24 protein-coding genes are annotated in these 17190 nt (G+C 69.2%); 2 read left to right on the plus strand and 22 right to left on the minus strand.

All coding sequences use genetic code 11. The features are described from left to right. The first annotated feature begins 51 nt into the window (after positions 1-51). Positions 52-597 (plus strand): hypothetical protein, encoded by a 546-nt coding sequence (locus PCA76_RS28840; protein ID WP_272613572.1) that lies wholly within the window; start codon positions 52-54, stop codon positions 595-597. Positions 598-718: 121 nt separating this feature from the next. Here the strand turns inward: PCA76_RS28840 and PCA76_RS28845 are convergent, their stop codons facing one another. From PCA76_RS28845 to PCA76_RS28855, 3 genes are read right to left on the minus strand one after another with little or no spacing between them, the layout of a single operon-like run. After that, a complete protein-coding gene (locus PCA76_RS28845) occupies positions 719-1681 on the minus strand; it encodes an aldo/keto reductase (RefSeq protein WP_272613573.1) in 963 nt (320 codons plus the stop codon). Between the two features lie 37 nt (positions 1682-1718). Continuing rightward, positions 1719-3398, minus strand: a complete 1680-nt coding sequence (locus PCA76_RS28850) for an ABC-F family ATP-binding cassette domain-containing protein (protein ID WP_272613574.1) — start codon at positions 3396-3398, stop codon at positions 1719-1721. Positions 3399-3438: 40 nt separating this feature from the next. Continuing rightward, complete coding sequence (locus PCA76_RS28855) at positions 3439-4044, minus strand: class I SAM-dependent methyltransferase (protein WP_272613575.1); 606 nt, start codon at positions 4042-4044, stop codon at positions 3439-3441. Between the two features lie 103 nt (positions 4045-4147). On the opposite strand from PCA76_RS28855, the gene PCA76_RS28860 reads away from it, so the two are divergent. Further along, the gene (locus tag PCA76_RS28860; protein ID WP_272613576.1) at positions 4148-5233 is read left to right on the plus strand and encodes a hypothetical protein; all 1086 of its coding nucleotides are present in this window, start codon (positions 4148-4150) and stop codon (positions 5231-5233) included. Positions 5234-5279: 46 nt separating this feature from the next. Here PCA76_RS28860 and truA read toward each other — a convergent pair whose 3' ends face one another. The 19 genes from truA to PCA76_RS28955 form a co-directional block, all read right to left on the minus strand. Beyond that, positions 5280-6110 (minus strand): tRNA pseudouridine(38-40) synthase TruA, encoded by an 831-nt coding sequence (truA, locus tag PCA76_RS28865; RefSeq protein ID WP_272613577.1) that lies wholly within the window; start codon positions 6108-6110, stop codon positions 5280-5282. Positions 6111-6177: 67 nt separating this feature from the next. Then, entirely contained in the window at positions 6178-6735 is a 558-nt protein-coding gene (rplQ, locus tag PCA76_RS28870; RefSeq protein ID WP_272613578.1) for a 50S ribosomal protein L17, read from the minus strand. 34 nt (positions 6736-6769) lie between these two features. Next, a complete protein-coding gene (locus tag PCA76_RS28875; protein ID WP_007465227.1) occupies positions 6770-7792 on the minus strand; it encodes a DNA-directed RNA polymerase subunit alpha in 1023 nt (340 codons plus the stop codon). A gap of 98 nt (positions 7793-7890) precedes the next feature. Then, entirely contained in the window at positions 7891-8517 is a 627-nt protein-coding gene (gene rpsD / locus PCA76_RS28880; RefSeq protein ID WP_272613579.1) for a 30S ribosomal protein S4, read from the minus strand. Between the two features lie 13 nt (positions 8518-8530). After that, positions 8531-8938: a 30S ribosomal protein S11 gene (rpsK, locus tag PCA76_RS28885; protein ID WP_007073011.1), complete on the minus strand. Its 408-nt coding sequence runs from the start codon at positions 8936-8938 to the stop codon at positions 8531-8533. A gap of 87 nt (positions 8939-9025) precedes the next feature. Continuing rightward, the gene (rpsM, locus tag PCA76_RS28890) at positions 9026-9406 is read right to left on the minus strand and encodes a 30S ribosomal protein S13 (protein WP_030329917.1); all 381 of its coding nucleotides are present in this window, start codon (positions 9404-9406) and stop codon (positions 9026-9028) included. A 265-nt stretch (positions 9407-9671) separates the two neighbouring features. Further along, a complete protein-coding gene (gene rpmJ / locus PCA76_RS28895; protein WP_088952025.1) occupies positions 9672-9785 on the minus strand; it encodes a 50S ribosomal protein L36 in 114 nt (37 codons plus the stop codon). A gap of 91 nt (positions 9786-9876) precedes the next feature. Beyond that, the gene (gene infA / locus PCA76_RS28900) at positions 9877-10098 is read right to left on the minus strand and encodes a translation initiation factor IF-1 (protein ID WP_007073013.1); all 222 of its coding nucleotides are present in this window, start codon (positions 10096-10098) and stop codon (positions 9877-9879) included. 266 nt (positions 10099-10364) lie between these two features. After that, positions 10365-10952 (minus strand): DUF1707 SHOCT-like domain-containing protein, encoded by a 588-nt coding sequence (locus PCA76_RS28905; protein WP_272613580.1) that lies wholly within the window; start codon positions 10950-10952, stop codon positions 10365-10367. A gap of 155 nt (positions 10953-11107) precedes the next feature. Further along, complete coding sequence (gene map / locus PCA76_RS28910; protein WP_272613581.1) at positions 11108-11959, minus strand: type I methionyl aminopeptidase; 852 nt, start codon at positions 11957-11959, stop codon at positions 11108-11110. An 87-nt stretch (positions 11960-12046) separates the two neighbouring features. Further along, on the minus strand, positions 12047-12700 hold the full coding sequence (locus tag PCA76_RS28915; RefSeq protein ID WP_272613582.1) for an adenylate kinase: 654 nt from the start codon (positions 12698-12700) through the stop codon (positions 12047-12049). Next, the gene (secY, locus tag PCA76_RS28920) at positions 12701-14029 is read right to left on the minus strand and encodes a preprotein translocase subunit SecY (RefSeq protein ID WP_272613583.1); all 1329 of its coding nucleotides are present in this window, start codon (positions 14027-14029) and stop codon (positions 12701-12703) included. Between the two features lie 233 nt (positions 14030-14262). Beyond that, positions 14263-14706 (minus strand): 50S ribosomal protein L15, encoded by a 444-nt coding sequence (gene rplO, locus PCA76_RS28925; RefSeq protein ID WP_088950230.1) that lies wholly within the window; start codon positions 14704-14706, stop codon positions 14263-14265. Continuing rightward, positions 14706-14888: a 50S ribosomal protein L30 gene (gene rpmD / locus PCA76_RS28930; RefSeq protein ID WP_007465262.1), complete on the minus strand. Its 183-nt coding sequence runs from the start codon at positions 14886-14888 to the stop codon at positions 14706-14708. Before rpmD ends, rplO begins: the two co-directional genes overlap by 1 nt. Then, positions 14888-15502, minus strand: a complete 615-nt coding sequence (gene rpsE / locus PCA76_RS28935) for a 30S ribosomal protein S5 (RefSeq protein WP_007465263.1) — start codon at positions 15500-15502, stop codon at positions 14888-14890. The genes rpmD and rpsE overlap by 1 nt, the downstream gene beginning before the upstream one ends. Positions 15503-15535: 33 nt before the next feature. Further along, positions 15536-15925 carry a 50S ribosomal protein L18 gene (rplR, locus tag PCA76_RS28940; RefSeq protein WP_272613584.1) on the minus strand — a complete coding sequence of 130 codons (390 nt, stop codon included), beginning with the start codon at positions 15923-15925 and terminating at the stop codon, positions 15536-15538. Then, positions 15922-16464, minus strand: a complete 543-nt coding sequence (rplF, locus tag PCA76_RS28945; protein ID WP_272613585.1) for a 50S ribosomal protein L6 — start codon at positions 16462-16464, stop codon at positions 15922-15924. The genes rplR and rplF overlap by 4 nt, the downstream gene beginning before the upstream one ends. Before the next feature lie 16 nt (positions 16465-16480). Beyond that, positions 16481-16888 carry a 30S ribosomal protein S8 gene (gene rpsH, locus PCA76_RS28950; RefSeq protein WP_272613586.1) on the minus strand — a complete coding sequence of 136 codons (408 nt, stop codon included), beginning with the start codon at positions 16886-16888 and terminating at the stop codon, positions 16481-16483. A gap of 116 nt (positions 16889-17004) precedes the next feature. Beyond that, the gene (locus tag PCA76_RS28955; protein ID WP_272613587.1) at positions 17005-17190 is read right to left on the minus strand and encodes a type Z 30S ribosomal protein S14; all 186 of its coding nucleotides are present in this window, start codon (positions 17188-17190) and stop codon (positions 17005-17007) included.

Below are 17190 nucleotides of genomic sequence, written 5' to 3' on the forward strand. Positions count from 1 at the left end.
TCCCCGACGCTGCGGCGTCGGGGAGGGGCCTCCCTCATCCGTAGTGGGGAGATGTCCGTGACGGGTATCCGCAAGGTGCTGGCCGCCGTTTTCGTCGGACTGGCCCTGACCCTGTTCGCCACTGCCCCGGCGGCGGCTCAGGCCGACAAACTCAAACTCACGGTGGCCGGCGACGGGGCCGAGGGGGTCACCATCCAGGCCACCTACACCGATGGCCGTCGGCTGGACCAGCTGGTGCGGTTGGTCATGACCGCCACCGGCCCGGACGGACAACGGGTCGGGCCGGTGCAACTCGAGCCGGCACCGGAGGGGCAGGGCTTCTACACCAGCGGTCCGCTTCTCACCGCCGGCAGTTGGCGCGTGAAGGTGAACTCCCCCGCTCCGCTTCAGAGCGAGGCCACCGCCACGGTGCAGGCCCGGGCGGCACAGTCGCCCCCGGTGCCCGCGCCTGTCGCGGTGACCGCGGACGGGACCGCCGGACGCGGGGCGGGCGCCGGCTGGTGGCCGTTCGCGGCGGCCGGCCTCGTGCTCGTCGCCGCAGCGATGGGGGTGGCCATGCTGTTCGGCCGCCGCCGCCCCGGTACGCCGAACGACTGATCGACTCGGTATCCCGGAAGTCGGGGTGTCCCGGGCGACCGGTCACCCCGACTTCCGGGAACGCGAGTGGATCAGCGCGGCGCACGCCCACGCGCACGACGAGGCACGCGTCTCGCCGCGCTCAGAGGATGGCGCGCAGCGCCGCCAGGTCCTCGTCGCCGGGTTCCCAGGTGCCGGCGGCGGCGTTGGCGCGCACCTGCTCGGGCGTGGTGGCACCGGCGATCACCGAGGTCACCGCCGGCTGGGCGGCCAGCCCGCCGATCGCCACCTGGAGCATGGTCAGCCCCCGCTCGCCCGCGTACGCCTCGATCGCCTCGATGGTGTCCCAGTCGGCTGCGGCGAGCCGCTCGGCGTACCGGCCACCGCCGGAGAGCCGGCTACCGGCCGGCGGCTGGCCCTCGCGCTTGTACTTGCCGGTGAGCAGGCCGTTGGCGAGCGGGAAGAACGGCAGCATGCCGAGGCCGAACCGCTCGCAGGCCGGGATCACCTCGGCCTCCACCGAGCGCTCCAGCAGACTGTAGTGGTTCTGGGCGCTGATGAATCGGGCCCGTCCGTTGGAGGAGGCGACCCAGTCCGCGTCGGCGATCTGCCAGCCGGTGAAGTTGGAGTTGCCCAGGTAGCGCACCTTGCCGTCGCGGACCAGGTCGTCCAGGGCGGCGAGGGTTTCGTCGATCGGCGTGCCCGGGTCGGGCTCGTGCATCTGGTAGAGGTCGATGTGGTCGGTGCCGAGTCGGCGCAGCGACGCCTCGACGGCTCGGGCGATGTAGCGCCGCGCACCACGCGCGCCGTAGTCCGGCCCGTTGAGGCCGTTCATGTCCATGCCGAACTTGGTGGCCACCACCACGTCGTCCCGGCGCCCCTTGAGCGCCTGCCCGAGCAGCTCCTCGGAGCCGCCCTGCGGCTCACCGTAGATGTCGGCGGTGTCGAAGAGGGTGATCCCGGCGTCCAGTGCGGCGTCGACCACCGCACGGGTGCCGTCAAGGTCGAGCTTGCGGCCAAAGTTGTTGCAGCCGATGCCGACTACGGACACCACGAGCCCGGAGTCGCCCAGCCGGCGATAGGTCATCTCAGTCACGAGATCCACCCTATGCCGGCCGGCCGCACCGTCGCCCGGGGACCGATCAGCCGACGTCCCAGACCGGTTCCGGGGTCTCCACCACCTCGCTGTCGCTTCCGAACAGCACGAACCGGTCGAAGGAGCGGGTGAACCAGCGGTCGTGGGTGACCGCGATCACGGTCCCCTCGAACGCGGTCAGGCCCGCCTCCAGCGCTTCGGCACTGGCCAGGTCGAGGTTGTCGGTGGGCTCGTCGAGCAGCAGCAGGGTCGCCCCGGACAGCTCCAGCAGCAGCACCAGGAACCGGGCCTGCTGCCCGCCGGAGAGGGTGCCGAAGCGCTGGTCGCCCTGCCCGGCCAACTCGTAGCGGCTGAGCACCCCCATCGCCGTGTGCCGGTCCATCCCCGTGCGGTGCTCGTCGCCCCGCCAGAGGATCTCGACCAGCGTCTTCGACATCAGCTCCGGTCGGTCGTGGGTCTGGGAGAAGTGTCCAGGGCGGACCCGGGCACCCAGCCGGGCGGTGCCGTCGTGTGTCACCGGGGCGAGCGCGCCCGCCCCGTCCACCGGCCCGTTCGCCGGGTCGGGATCGGTGCCGCCCCGGGCCAGCAGCCGCAGGAAGTGCGACTTGCCGGTGCCGTTGGCACCGAGCACCGCCACCCGATCGCCGTACCAGATCTCCAGGTCGAAGGGGTAGGTCAGGCCGTCGAGCTCCAGCTGCTCGCAGATGACCGCGCGCTTGCCGGTCCGCCCGCCGCTCAGCCGCATCCGGATGTCCTGGTCCTTCGGGGGTACGGGCGGCGGCCCGGCCTCCTCGAACTTGCGCAGCCGGGTCTGCGCGGCCTGATAGCGCGAGGCCAACCCGTCGTTGTACGCGGCCTTCTGCTTGTACATCAGCACCAGCTCGCGCAGCTTCTGGTGCTCCTCGTCCCAGCGTCGGCGCAGCTCGTCGAGGCGGGCGTGTCGAGCCACCCGCGCCTCGTGCCAGCTCGCGAAACCACCCGGGTGCACCCAGGCGCTGCCACCCTCCACGGCGACCACCCGGTCGGCGGACTGGGCGAGCAGCTCGCGGTCGTGCGAGACGTAGAGCACCGACTTGGTCGACTCCCGCAGTCTCGCCTCCAGCCAGCGTTTGCCGGGCACGTCGAGGAAGTTGTCCGGCTCGTCGAGCAGCAGCACCTCGTCCGGGCCGCGCAGCAGCAGCTCCAACGCGAAGCGCTTCTGCTGGCCGCCGGACAGGGTACGAACCGGCCGGTCCCGCACGGCGTCCCAGGGCTGGTCGAGCACGATGGTCGCGACGGTGTCGAAGAGCACCTCGGCGTCGTACCCGCCGGCCTCGCCCCAGGCGCCCAGCGCGTCGGCGTACGCCAGCTGGGACTTGCCCGCGGCGTTGCTGAACTTGCCGTGGGCCTCGGCCGCCCGCATCGCCGCCTCGGTTTCGCCGAGCCGGCGTCCCGCGGCGCGCAGCGACGGCGGGGCCAGCGACAACGCCAGGTCGGCGAGCGTCGACTCGTCGCCGATCATGCCGATGAACTGGCGCATCACGCCCAGCCCACCGGCCCGAGCGACGACGCCGGTACGCACTGGCAGATCGCCGGCGACCATCCGCAGCAGCGTGGTCTTTCCCGCGCCGTTCGGCCCGACCAGGGCGACCTTGCTGCCCTCCCCGACCCGGAACGACACGTCGGCGAAGAGCTCCCGACCGTCGGGAAGAATGTGCCCGACCCCTGCCACGTCCACGTATCCCACGCCGGGATCCTGCCCCAGTCAGAGCCGGGGGGACATCCAATTACCGGGTGACCCGCAGCACCCGGAAGCCCTTCTGGCTGGCGTGCCGCTCGACCTGCCAGCTCTGCTCGGTGAGCCAGCGTTGCAGCGAGTCGCCGCCGAGGTGCCGGGCGACGACCAGCCAGCCGACGCCGTCCGGTGCGAGTCGGGGCATCCAGCGCAGCAGCAGGTCGTGCAGCCCGTCCTTGCCGATCCGGATGGGTGGGTTGGACCAGAGCTGGGCGAACTGGATGTCCGCCGGCACGTCGTCCGGCGCGCTGACCCGAATCCGGTCGGCGGCGCCGATCCGGACCGCGTTGGCGGCGGTCAGCTCGCGGGCGCGGGCGTTGACGTCGACGGCCCAGACGGTGCTGGTCGGCGCGGAGTCGGCCAGCACGCAGCTGATCGGCCCGAACCCGCAGCCGAGGTCGAGCAGGTCACCGCTGGTGTCGGCGGTCGGCAGCTCGGCCTTGCGCAGGAGCACCGCGGTGCCCGGGTCGAGCCGGCTGGCGGAGAAGACCCCGCCGGCAGAGGCGAGCCGGTAGTCGCGGTCGGCGACGGAGAACTCGACCTCGCGCGCCGGGGCGTCGCTGGCGGGTTGTGCGGTGAAGTAGTGGTCGCCGGTCACGTCGGCAATTCTCGCACCGGGCCGAGCGGGCCATGACACGGCCCACGTACACATTTACTGAATTTTACCCCCTAAAGGGACAATGACTCTTACTCTGGGCGACATGGTGTATCGGTACGAGTCCGATGAGGACGCTTTCGAGGAGTACCCGGAGCCCGGGTCCGACCTGCCGGTGCTCGGCGCCGGCCCGCCCCCACCGGCCGGGCCCTCTCCGTCACGCTTCCCCACGCCGTCGCTGCCACGACCGAATCAGCTCTCGCTGCCGTCGTCGCCGCCACCGCCACCGCCACCGCCACCGCCGGCTCCTGCCGACATCCCGCTCGCCGCACCCCGCAGCCAGGTCTACACCTCGGCGACGCCGGTGGAGCCGACCACACGGCGCGGCGGCGGTCGGATGTGGCAGGTGCTGATCGGCGGCGCAGCCGTCCTGGTCCTGCTCGCCCTCTGTGGCCTGGGTGCCGCCGCGCTGCTCGTCGACCGCGACCAGCAACCGCAGAACACCCCGACGTACCAGGCGAACGCCGCCCCGACGACATCAGCTCCAGCGGAACGGCTGGCCCTCGACTCCCGGGACACCGACCAGGCTCCGCTGACCGCCAAGGAACTCTTCCCCGGCAAGGAACTGAAGCTCACCGACGGCCAGCCGAGCTACCAGGTGCTCAAGAGCCAGTCCAGCGGCAGTTGCGCCGTCGCCGCCACCGGCGAGGTCGCCGACCTGTTGATCCGGCTCGGCTGCAACCAGGCCGTCCGGGCCACGCTGCGTACGCCCGACGGTGCACACCTGGTCACCGCCGGCCTGTTCAACCTCACCGACAAGGTCAGCGCGGAACGGGCCCGGGACCGGATCCGACAACTGCTCGACGAGCGGCAGGGCCGGTTCCGTGGCCTCCCCGCCACCGACGGTGCCGCCACCGACGTGCTGACCAGCGCCCCGGCGCGGGTCGGCTGGCAGGTCCGTGGCCACTACCTGGCGTACGCGCTCGTGGTCCGCGAGGACGGTGCGGCGATCAAGGCGGGTGACACCAAGGTCCGCGAGATCCTGTTCGACATGATCGAGCTGCACCTCAGCCGCGGCGTGCTGCAACAGCGGGCCGACGGTGGCACCGCCGCACAACCGTCGCCGGTGCCGACCGAGAGCAGCGGGGCCCAGGGCGGCAGCACCAGCCCCGGCGACTTGCCGGGCGAATGACCCGCGCCATGCGGTCGTCGGTGGCAGCCGCGCGGACGGGCGGTGGTCAGCCCTCGATCGGGACCCGCAGCCGGCGGGTGAGGTCGGCGCGGCGGGCATACTCGGCCGGATCGGACGGGTAGCCGACGGCGACCAGGGTCAGCCCACGCGCGGGGGCCACCGTCACCTCGCTGGACCGATCCTGCCGGGTGAGCAGGCTGCCCGGCCACTCGACCGGGCGGCGGCCGTCCCCGGCCACCAGCATCGCCCCCACCAGGCTGCGCACCATCGCCTGGCAGAACGCGTCGGCCTGCACGGTGGCGACCAGGATGCCGTCCGGGTCGCGGCGCCAGTCCAGCCGGGTCACCTCGCGCAGCGTGGTCGCGTTCTCCTTGCGCCGGCAGTACGCGGCGAAGTCGTGCTCACCGACCAGGCCGGCCGCCGCGGCGTTCAACGCGGCCAGGTCCAGCGGCTTCGGCCAGGCCAGCACCTCGTGCCGGCGTAGCGGCTCCGCTCCGAAGGTCGCATCGGTGACCCGGTATTGGTAGCGCCGGAAGGTGGCCGAGAACCGGGCGTCGAAGTCAGCCGGCACCTCGGTCATCGCCCGTACGCGCATGTCGGTGGGGAGCAGCCGGGCCAGGCGACGCAGCAGCCGCCCCTCATGCTGCCGCCACACGTCGACGGGCAGGTCCAGGTGGCACACCTGCCCGGTGGCGTGCACCCCCGCGTCGGTTCGCCCGGCCACCGTCAGCCCGGTGGCCGTGCCGGCGCCGAGGACCAGGTCCAGAGTTTCGACGAGCACCCCCGCGACGGTGCGCTGGGTCGGCTGGGGGGCCCAGCCGGAAAAGCCCGTGCCGTCGTACGAGACGTCCAGCCGCAGCCGGATCCGCTCGTCCACGTCGTACCTCCTGTCACGGGTCGGGCCCGACACCCCGATGGGGTGCCGGGCCCGACGTTGCCCCTGATCAGGCCTTGTTCTCGGTGGCCTCGTCGCTGTCCTCGCGGGCGGCGTCGGTGTCACCGGACGCCGACACCGGCGCCTCGGAGTCCTGGTCGACCGGGGCCGACTGCGGGGTCTCCTCGGCCGGGGCGAGCGCCTCGACCTTGTCCTGCTGCGCGGCCTTGCGGGCGGCGGTCTTCTTGTTCGCCTTCGGCTCGGCGACCTGAAGCTCCTCCACCAGCTCGATGATGGCCATCGGCGCGTTGTCACCCTTGCGCGGACCGGTCTTCACGATCCGGGTGTAACCGCCGGGGCGGTTGGAGTATCGCGGCGCGATCTGGTCGAACAGGGCGTAGACCACGTCCTTGTCCTTGACGACACCCAGCACCCGCCGACGCGAGGCGAGGTCACCGCGCTTGGCCTTGGTGATGAGCTGCTCGGCGAGCGGACGCAGCCGCCGGGCCTTCGTCTCGGTGGTCTTGATCTTGCCGTGCTGGAACAGCGCAGTGGCCAGGTTGGCCAGCATCAGCCGCTCGTGCGAGGGGCTGCCGCCGAGGCGGGGGCCCTTGGTGGGCGTGGGCATTTTTGGTGCTCCTCAGTTGTGGCGGCAGCGCGGACTAGAGCTGCTCGGTCTCGCGGTAGTCGTCGGTGTCGTAGTCGGCCTCGCCGAAGGTGTCCACGACATGCGCCGGGTCGAAGTTCGGAGCCGAGTCCTTCAGCCCGAGACCCATCCCGGCGAGCTTCATCTTGACCTCGTCGATCGACTTCTGACCGAAGTTGCGGATGTCGAGGAGGTCGGCCTCGGTACGCCCGATGAGCTCACCAACGGAGTTGATGCCCTCGCGCTTGAGGCAGTTGTAGGAGCGGACGGTGAGGTCCAGCTCCTCGATCGGCAGAGCGAGGTCCGCTGCCAGCTGGGCGTCCTGCGGGGACGGCCCGATGTCGATGCCCTCGGCGGTCTCGTCCAGCTCCCGGGCCAGCCCGAACAGCTCCACCAGCGTCGAACCCGCGGAGGCCAGCGCGGTACGCGGACCCATCGACGGCTTGGTCTCGACATCGATGATCAGCCGGTCGAAGTCGGTGCGCTGCTCGACACGGGTCGCCTCGACGCGGTAGGTCACCTTCAGCACCGGCGAGTAGATCGAGTCGACCGGGATCCGGCCGATCTCCGCGCCGGACTGCTTGTTCTGCGCAGCCGTCACGTAGCCCCGGCCCCGCTCGACGGTCAGCTCCATGTCGAGCCGGCCCTTGCCGTTCAGGGTGGCGAGCTTGAGATCCGGGTTGTGCACCGAAACGCCGGCCGGGGGCTGGATGTCGCCCGCGGTCACGTCGCCCGGACCCTGCTTACGCAGGTACATGCTGACCGGCTCGTCGTGCTCGGAGCTGACGCACAGCTCCTTGATGTTCATGACGAGCTCGACCACGTCCTCCTTGACACCGGGGATCGTGGTGAACTCGTGCAGCACGCCGTCGATCTTGATCGAGGTGACGGCCGCGCCCGGGATCGACGACAGCAGCGTACGCCGCAGCGAGTTACCCAGGGTGTAGCCGAAGCCCGGCTCCAGCGGCTCGATGGCGAACCGCGACCGGGTCTCGTTGATCGACTCCTCGGAGAGGGAGGGTCGCTGGCTGATGAGCATCTTTTCTCTTCTCTTCCGGGGCGCCCGCTATTTGACGCCCACGACACAAACTGTTCCGGTGGCCCGCCCCGAGGGGCGGGCCACCGAACGAGCTCGGACTACTTGGAGTAGAGCTCGACGATCAGCTGTTCCTGGACCTGCGTGTCGATGACCTGCCGGGCCGGGAGGGAGTGCACGAGAACCTTCATCTGGCTCGGGATGGCCTCAAGCCACGCCGGAACCGTCCTCGAGCCGGCCTGAGCCTGCGCGACGACGAACGGAGTGAGCTCCTTGCTCTTGCCCCGAACCTCGATGATGTCGTGCTCCTTGACGCGGTACGACGGGATGTCGACCTTCTTGCCGTTCACCGTGAAGTGACCGTGCTTGACCAACTGGCGGGCCATGTCCCGCGAGTGGGCGTAGCCGGCCCGGTAAACGACGTTGTCCAGCCGCGACTCGAGGATCTGCAGGAGGACCTCACCGGTCTTGGCCTGCTTGCCAACGGCTTCCTCGTAGTAACCGCGGAACTGCTTCTCCAGCACGCCGTAGACACGGCGAGCCTTCTGCTTCTCGCGGAGCTGGAGCAGGTACTCCGTCTCCTTGGTGCGGCCGCGGCCGTGCTGCCCGGGCGGGAACGGCCGGGACTCGAACGGGCACTTCGGACCATCGCACTTGCTGCCCTTGAGGAACAGCTTCATCTTCTCCCGCCGGCAACGGCGGCAGTCAGCACCGGTGTAACGAGCCATCTCTCTCTACCTCTCAGACCCGGCGACGCTTCGGCGGACGACACCCGTTGTGCGGCTGCGGGGTGACGTCGGAGATCTGCCCGACCTCGAGGCCCACTGCCTGCAGCGAACGGATGGCGGTTTCCCGGCCGGAGCCGGGGCCCTTGACGAACACGTCGACCTTGCGCATGCCGTGCTCCATGGCGCGACGCGCGGCAGCCTCGGCGGCCAGCTGCGCGGCGAACGGAGTCGACTTGCGGGAGCCCTTGAAGCCCACCTGGCCAGCGGAGGCCCAGGAGATGACCGCACCGGTCGGGTCCGTGATGGACACGATGGTGTTGTTGAACGTGCTCTTGATGTGCGCCTGCCCGTGGGCGACGTTCTTGCGTTCCTTGCGCCGGACCTTCTTGACAGCGGCTCCGGCACGAGCCTTCGGTGGCATAAGTCTGTGCGCTCCTAGTTGACTTTCCGGAATGGGTTACGGCCTGCCCTACCTCGACGAAGGCCGACCCGGTCATCCGGTTAAGAACTACTTCTTGCCGGGCTTCTTCTTGCCGGCGACGGTCCGCTTCGGGCCCTTGCGGGTCCGTGCATTGGTCTTGGTCCGCTGGCCACGCACGGGCAGGCCCCGGCGGTGCCGGATGCCGGCGTAGCAGCCGATCTCAACCTTGCGGCGGATGTCAGCGGCGACCTCGCGGCGCAGGTCGCCTTCAACCTTGTAGTTGCCCTCGATGTGGTCGCGGAGCTGCACGAGCTCCTCGTCCGTGAGGTCCCGAGCGCGCTTGTCCGGCGAGATGCCGGTGGCGGCGAGTGTCTCCAGGGCGCGGGTGCGACCGACCCCGAAGATGTAGGTGAGCGCGATCTCCAACCGCTTTTCGCGGGGGAGATCCACGCCGACTAGACGTGCCATGTGCGGGCGTACTCCTCGTGATGTGTGGCGGAGGTGTGGACCCGTCCCATCCCGCTACCGGCCGTCCCGTCTTTCCGACGCGGTCAGCGCCGGCGACCGGGATCGGTCGCTGCCCAAGCGGGCCCCGGCCTCCGACCGGGGGTCAGCCACGCAGGAGTACGTCTCGCGTACCGCTCGTGGCTGGGACGAGCATGTGTGATGTGTGTGTCGCTGAGGATCCGCCTGGACCAACGCCACCCGGCCGGTTACGGCCGGACGGGCTGAGTCAGCCCTGGCGCTGCTTGTGGCGCGGGTCGCTGCAGATGACCATGACCCGGCCGTGCCGGCGGATAACCCGGCACTTCTGGCAGATCCTCTTGACGCTCGGCTTGACCTTCACGGTTGCCTTACTTCCCATCTGGCCCGGGGACGCGCGTTGCACGACACCGGACGTCGAAGACGGACACGGGACTTCCCGGCCGTCGTCAGGACTACTTGTAGCGGTAGACGATGCGCCCGCGGGTCAGGTCGTACGGCGAGAGTTCGACGACGACCCGGTCCTCCGGAAGGATGCGGATGTAGTGCTGCCGCATCTTGCCGCTGATGTGAGCCAACACCTTGTGGCCGTTCGCGAGCTCCACCCGGAACATAGCGTTCGGCAGGGGCTCGATGACCCGACCCTCGATCTCAATGGCTCCGTCTTTTTTCGGCATGTCCTCCGCTGTCCTGACGTCGATTGCTCCGGGCGGCCCACAACGCCTTACACGGGATCTGACCAAAATCAGAAGCCCGCGCCAGCCGCGGCTCCAGGTCCCACCGAAGCGCAGGGTGGGCATGCCGGAGTGGACGCTGTGCGCCGATCTGAAAGTGTACGCCCGCCTCCGGGCGGTCGCCAAACCGGCCACCCATCGGGCCGCCGTGGCGGGTGCGGAGCCCTCGTCCGGAGCCCCGATGATCTTCACGAGACCACCGTCAGCGGTCAGCCAGCAGGCTGTGGGTCGTCCCGTTCATCCGATTCACCGGCACGCAGCTCCCGCTGACGTTCCCGCTTCGCCCGCTTGCGCTGCCGCCGACGCTCCCGCTCGATCGCCTGGCGCCGGGGCTCTCCCCCGGTCAACCCCGTGACCGTACGGATCACCAGCACCGCGCCCCAGGGCCCCGCCACCCAGGCCGGCCAGAAGTAGAGCGGCTGCTGGCTGAGCAGCGACGTCACCGCCCAGATGGTCACCACGATGGCGATCACCCTCAGGTACGGGAACCACACCTCACCCAACCAGCGGGCGGTGACGCCACCGGCCGGCGCCTGATCGGGCTGGCCGCCCAGAGGGCTGACAGTCGTCGCGGTGCCCGAGGCCGGTGCCAGGACCGACGACTGCGACGGCGTCACCGGCGGCAGATCTGTGAGCAGAGCCTCCAGCTCGGCGTACGTGCGCGCCGCGTAGGCCCGCTGCAACCGCTCGTCGTACTCGTGCAGGTCCAATCGACCCTCGTTGAGGGCGACCCGCAACCGGTCGGCCACCGCCGCACGGTCCGCGTCCGCGGCTCGCATTCCGTCCTGCCCGTCCATGCTGGCAAGCATGCCACCGTCACGCCAACCGTGTCCGACCCCCTGACACCGGTCGATCATGAAGTTGTTGCCCGGACCAGCGGCGTGTCGTGGCAATAACTTCATGATCGACGGTCGGGGTGGGGGGCCCGGGGGGCCCTGGGGGGCCTGGGGGGTTAGGGGGTTGTTGAGGCGGCGGGTTGGCGGGCGGTTACCAGGTTGCCCAGGCGGGCTCGGCCTCCGTCGAACGCGGTGAGCACCCAGACCCCGTCCGGCAGCAGAGCCATCGAGTGCTCGACGTGCGCCGCCATCGAACCGTCCCGGGTGACCACCGTCCACCCGTCGGCCAACTCGGCCGTACGCGGCGACGCCATCGTGATCATCGGCTCGATGGCCAACGCCATGCCGGGGACCAGTCGGGGCCCCTTGCCCGGCCGACCATGGTTGAGCACGTGCGGGTCCTGGTGCATCTCGGTGCCGATGCCGTGCCCGCCGTAGCCGTCGACGATGCCGTACCGGCCGCCCTTGCGGACGGCGGTCTCCACCGCGTGCGAGATGTCGGTGAGTCGGCCCTTGCCGCTGGCCGCGCCCCGCGCTGCCGCGGCGATGCCAGCCCACATCGCGTCTTCGGCGACCTCGGCCATCTTCAGCAGCGCCGGGTCGACGTCGCCGACCCCGACGGTGATCGCGGAGTCGCCGTGCCACCCGTCCAGCACCGCACCACAGTCGATGGAGATCAGATCACCGGCCTGGAGCACCTGCTCCGGCGACGGGATGGCATGCACGACCTGCTCGTTGACCGAGGAGCAGATCGACGCCGGGAAACCGTGATAGCCCTTGAACGACGGAACGCCACCCGCCTCGCGGATGGTCGACTCGGCGATGGCGTCCAGATCGGCAGTGCTCACACCGGGGGCGACAGCCTCCCGCATCCGGCGAAGCGCCTCGGCCACCACCAGCCCGGCGGCCCGCATCTTCTCGATCTGGTCAGGGGTCTTCAGCTGGATGTCCAGCTGGGGACGACGCATGGAGCGATTACCTTTCGTTGCCGAACAGCGGGGCACGTCAGGCGTACCCCGCTGTTCGCACTCTATCCGCCGTGGCCCGGCCGGACCTCAGCCGCCGTACGACCGCAGCGCATCGATGGCCCGGCTGGTGACGTCCTCCACCGGGCCGGTGGCGTCGATCCCAACCAGCTTGCCCTGAGCGCCGTAGTAGTCGACCAGGGGTGCGGTCTTCTCGCTGTATTCGCGAAGCCGGGTGGCGATCGTCTCCGGCTTGTCGTCGTCGCGCTGGAACAGCTCGGCGCCGCACCGGTCACAGATGCCGGACCGGGTGGTGGCGTCGAACTCGACGTGCCAGATCTTGCCGCAGCCCCGGCAGGTACGCCGACCGGACAGACGCCGGATCACCTCGTCGTCGTCGACCACCAGCTCCAGGACCAGATCCAGGGCGGTGCCCAGATCGGCGAGGAGCTTGTCCAGGGCGGCAGCCTGCGGAGTGGTCCGCGGGAAGCCGTCGAGCAGAAAACCCTCGCTGGCGTCGGGCTCGGCCAGCCGGTCCCGGACCATGTTGATGGTGACCTCGTCCGGAACCAGCTCGCCAGCGTCCATGTACCGCTTCGCCTCGACACCGAGCGGCGTGCCCTGGGTGACGTTCGACCGGAAGATGTCTCCGGTCGAAATCTTGGGCACCGACAGGTGTGCGGCGATGAACTCGGCCTGCGTGCCCTTGCCCGCACCCGGTGGCCCAACCAGAACGAGTCTCATCTACCGCAGGAACCCTTCGTAGTTCCGCTGCATGAGTTGGCTCTCGATCTGCTTCACGGTCTCCAGACCGACGCCGACCATGATGAGCACAGCGGTGCCGCCGAACGGGAAGTTCTGGTACTGCTGGTTGTCCAGCCAGATGAAGAAGAAGTTCGGCAGGATCGAGATGACGCCGAGGTAGAGCGCGCCCGGCAGGGTGATCCGGCTGAGGATGAAGTCCAGGTAGTCGGCAGTCGGCTTGCCCGGACGGATGCCCGGCACGAACCCGCCGTACTTCTTCATGTTGTCCGCGACCTCGGTCGGGTTGAACGTGATCGAGACGTAGAAGTACGTGAAGAAGATGATCAGCAGGAAGTAGACCCCGATGTAGATCGGGCTGCTCGGGTTGACCAGGTTGTTCTGGATCCACGCCTGGGTCTTGCCCGGGTCGGTCGTGTCGAAGAACTGCAGAGCCAACTGCGGCAGGTAGAGCAGCGACGAGCCGAAGATGACCGGGATCACACCCGCCTGGTTGACCTTCAGCGGGATGTAGGTCGAGGTGCCGCCGTACATCCGCCGGCCGATCATCCGCTTGGCGTACTGCACCGGGATCCGGCGCTGCGCCTGCTCGATGAAGGTGACCGCCGTGATGACCACCAGGACCAGCGCGATGACCAGGGCGAACATGTCCCAGCCCTTGCTGGTCTTGATCTGCCAACCCTCGCTGGGCAGCCGCGCCGCGATCGAGGTGAAGATCAGGACGGACATGCCGTTGCCGACGCCGCGGTCGGTGATCAGCTCACCGAGCCACATGACCATGCCGGTGCCGGCGGTCATCGTCATCACCAGGATGGCCAGGGTCAGCCAGTTCGGGATGCCGGTGCCGGTGGGGATGATCGGGAACTGGTCGCAGCGGTTCTGGAAGAGCTGCCCGGAGCGGGCCAGGGCCACGAACGCCGAGGCCTGCAGCACACCGAGACCCAGGGTCAGATAGCGCGTGTACTGGGTAATCTTCGCCTGACCGGCCTGGCCCTCCTTGCGGAGCTGCTCGAGGCGCGGGATCACGACGGTCAGCAGCTGCAGGATGATCGACGCGGTGATGTAGGGCATGATGCCCAGCGCGAAGACCGAGAGCTGTAGCAGCGCTCCGCCGGAGAAGAGGTTGAGCAGGTTCACGACCCCGGTGGTGTCACCCTGGATGGTGTCGAGGCACTTCTGCACGTTGCCGTACGAGACGCCCGGGCTGGGGAGCGTTGCACCCAGCCGGTAGACCGCAATGATGCCTACTGTGAACAGCAGCTTCTTGCGCAGGTCAGGCGTACGGAACGCACTGAGAAAGGCGGACAGCAACTTCTTCCTCCTGCGCGAGGCGGGCCGCCGGTGATCCCTGGCGGGTCGGGGTGGATCACGGGCGAGTGCCCGCAATCCATGGCTGGGATGGGACTCTAACAGCCCCACCCCGGTCCGGGCAGATGCGCCCGACTACATAAATCGATTCCGATATTACCGGGCGCTCAGGGCCCAGGCAGACCATGGCGCCCGCCAGTTGCTCACAACTGGACGGGCGCCATGGGTCGTATGCCTTACAGCTCGGTGGCGGAGCCACCGGCAGCAGCGATCTTCTCCTTGGCCGACGCACTGAACGCGTGCGCAGACACCTGGAGCGCCACACCGCCGAGGTCCCCGGTGCCGAGGACCTTGACCGGGTGACCCTTGCGGACCGCGCCGGACTCGACGAGCTCCAGCGGGCCGACCTGGCCACCGTTCGGGAACAGCTCAGCGAGTCGGTCCAGGTTGACCACCTGGAAGACCACCTTGAACTTGTTCTTGAAGCCCTTCATCTTCGGAAGGCGCATGTGGATGGGCATCTGCCCACCTTCGAACGCCGCCGAGATGTTCTTACGGGCCTTCGAGCCCTTGGTACCGCGACCAGCCGTCTTGCCCTTGGAGCCCTCACCGCGACCCACACGGGTCTTCGCGGTCTTGGACCCGGGTGCCGGGCGCAGGTGGTGAACCTTGATCGTCATTACTCGACCTCCTCGACCTTCACGAGGTGGCTCACAGTGAAGATCATGCCGCGGATCTCGGGCCGGTCCTCCTTGACCACCACGTCGTTGATCCGCTTGAGACCGAGCGAACGCAGCGACTCACGCTGGTTGTGCTTGGTCCCGATCCCGGACCGGAGCTGGGTGACCTTCAGGCGTGCCATCAGCGCGCCACCCCCGCACGCGACGCCAGCATGGCGGCCGGCGCGACGTCCTCCACCGGCAGGCCACGACGCGCTGCGACCTGCTCGGGGGACTCAAGCCCCTTCAGGGCCGCCACGGTGGCGTGCACGATGTTGATCGGGTTCGAGGAGCCGAGGCTCTTCGAAAGAACGTCGTGGATCCCGGCGCACTCCAGCACGGCGCGCACCGGACCGCCGGCGATGACACCCGTACCGGCCGAAGCCGGCTTGAGCAGCACCACACCAGCGGCGTCCTCGCCCGTCACCGGGTGCGGGATCGACTGACCGATCCGCGGGACCTTGAAGAAGTGCTTCTTGGCCTCCTCGACACCCTTGGCGATAGCCGCGGGCACCTCCTTGGCCTTTCCGTAGCCCACGCCGACCGTGCCGTCGCCGTCGCCCACGATCACGAGGGCGGTGAAGCTGAAGCGACGACCACCCTTCACGACCTTGGCGACGCGGTTGATCGCGACGACCCGCTCAAGGTGCGGGGTCTTCTCGACGGGCGCGTTTCCGCGGCCGCCCTCACGGCGGTTGTCGCGGCGACCACCCTCGTTGCCACCGGACCCGCCGCCACGGCGCTGTTGACCTGGCATCAGCAGCCTTCCTTATCTCTCGTGACGGGGTTGTTAGAACTCGAGCCCGGCTTCGCGGGCGGCGTCGGCAAGCGCGGCGACTCGCCCCGCGTACCGGTTGCCACCGCGGTCGAAGACGACCTTGGAGACGCCGGCGGCCTTGGCCCGCTCGGCGAGCAGCGCGCCCACCTTGCCAGCAAGGGCGCTCTTGTCGCCCTCCGCACCGCGCAGCGAGGCGTCCAGGCTCGACGCCGACGCCAGGGTGTGACCCTTGGTGTCGTCGACGACCTGGGCGACCATGTGCCGCAGCGAGCGGGTGACGACCAGGCGCGGACGCTCGGCCGTACCACTGACGTTCTTGCGGACGCGGAAGTGCCGACGCGCACGCCCAACGGCGCGCTTGGCGGCGACGCCGCGGCGGCGCTTGAGCAGCGTGGCGCTCACTTCTTACCTGCCTTTCCAGCCTTGCGGCGGATGACCTCGCCCTGGTACTTGACGCCCTTGCCCTTGTAGGGCTCCGGCGGGCGGATCTTCCGGATGTTGGCGGCGACCTCACCGACCTGCTGCTTGTCGATGCCAGCCACGTGGAACAGGGTCGGCCGCTCCACCGTGAAGGTGATGCCCGCCGGGGCGGGGACGATCACCGGGTGCGAGAACCCGAGCGCGAACTCGAGGTCCGAACCCTTGGCGGTGACCCGGTAACCGGTGCCGGCGATCTCCAGGCTCTTACGGTAGCCCTCGGTGACCCCGACGATCATGTTTGCAACCAGCGTACGGCTCAGGCCGTGGAGTTCCTTGGCCTTGCGCTCGTCGTTCGGCCGGTTGACGCTCAGCTGCCCATCCTCGGCCCGCTCGATCGAGATCGGCTCGGCGAGGGTGTGCTGGAGCTGGCCCTTGGGGCCCTTGACCTTGACGGTCTGCCCGTCGATCGTGATGTCGACGCCGGCTGGTACCGGGATCGACTTACGTCCAATTCGCGACATTTCTACCTGTCTCCCGTTACCAGACGAAGGCGAGGACTTCCCCGCCAACACTCCGCTTGCGGGCCTGCCGGTCGGTCAGCAGCCCCTGGGACGTCGAAATGATCGCCACGCCCAGCCCACCGAGCACCCGCGGGAGCCCGTCCGACTTGGCGTACACCCGGAGACCGGGCTTGGACACGCGCTTGATGCCGGCCAGGCTCCGCTCGCGGCTCTGGCCGTACTTCAGCTCGACGACCAGTCGCTTGCCGACGGCGCCTTCTTCGGGCTCCTCGACCGACCAGGTGGCGATGTAACCCTCGGCCTTCAGGACCTCGGCGATATTCGCCTTGATCTTGGAGTAGGGCATCTTCACCTGATCGTGGTACGCCTGGTTGGCGTTACGCAGACGCGTGAGCATGTCTGCGATCGGGTCGGTCATCGTCATGGATTTCGTCAGCCTTTCTCGCCGGGGTTCCCGGAGCATCAGCCCCGGGCCTACGGCGAAGAGCAATACCTAATCGGTGCAGGAGTTCCCGGCCGACGGCCGGGACGCGGTCGCCCTTACCAGGAAGCCTTGGACACGCCCGGCAGCTCACCGCGGTGAGCCATCTCCCGGATGCAGATCCGGCAGAGCCCGAACTTGCGGTAGACCGCCTTCGGACGCCCGCACCGCTGGCAGCGGGTGTACGCGCGAACCGAGAACTTCGGCTTCGCGGCCGCCTTGATGATCAGCGCCTTCTTGGCCAT

Origin of the sequence: Micromonospora sp. LH3U1 (assembly GCF_028475105.1) — a bacterium.
GTDB lineage: Bacteria > Actinomycetota > Actinomycetes > Mycobacteriales > Micromonosporaceae > Micromonospora.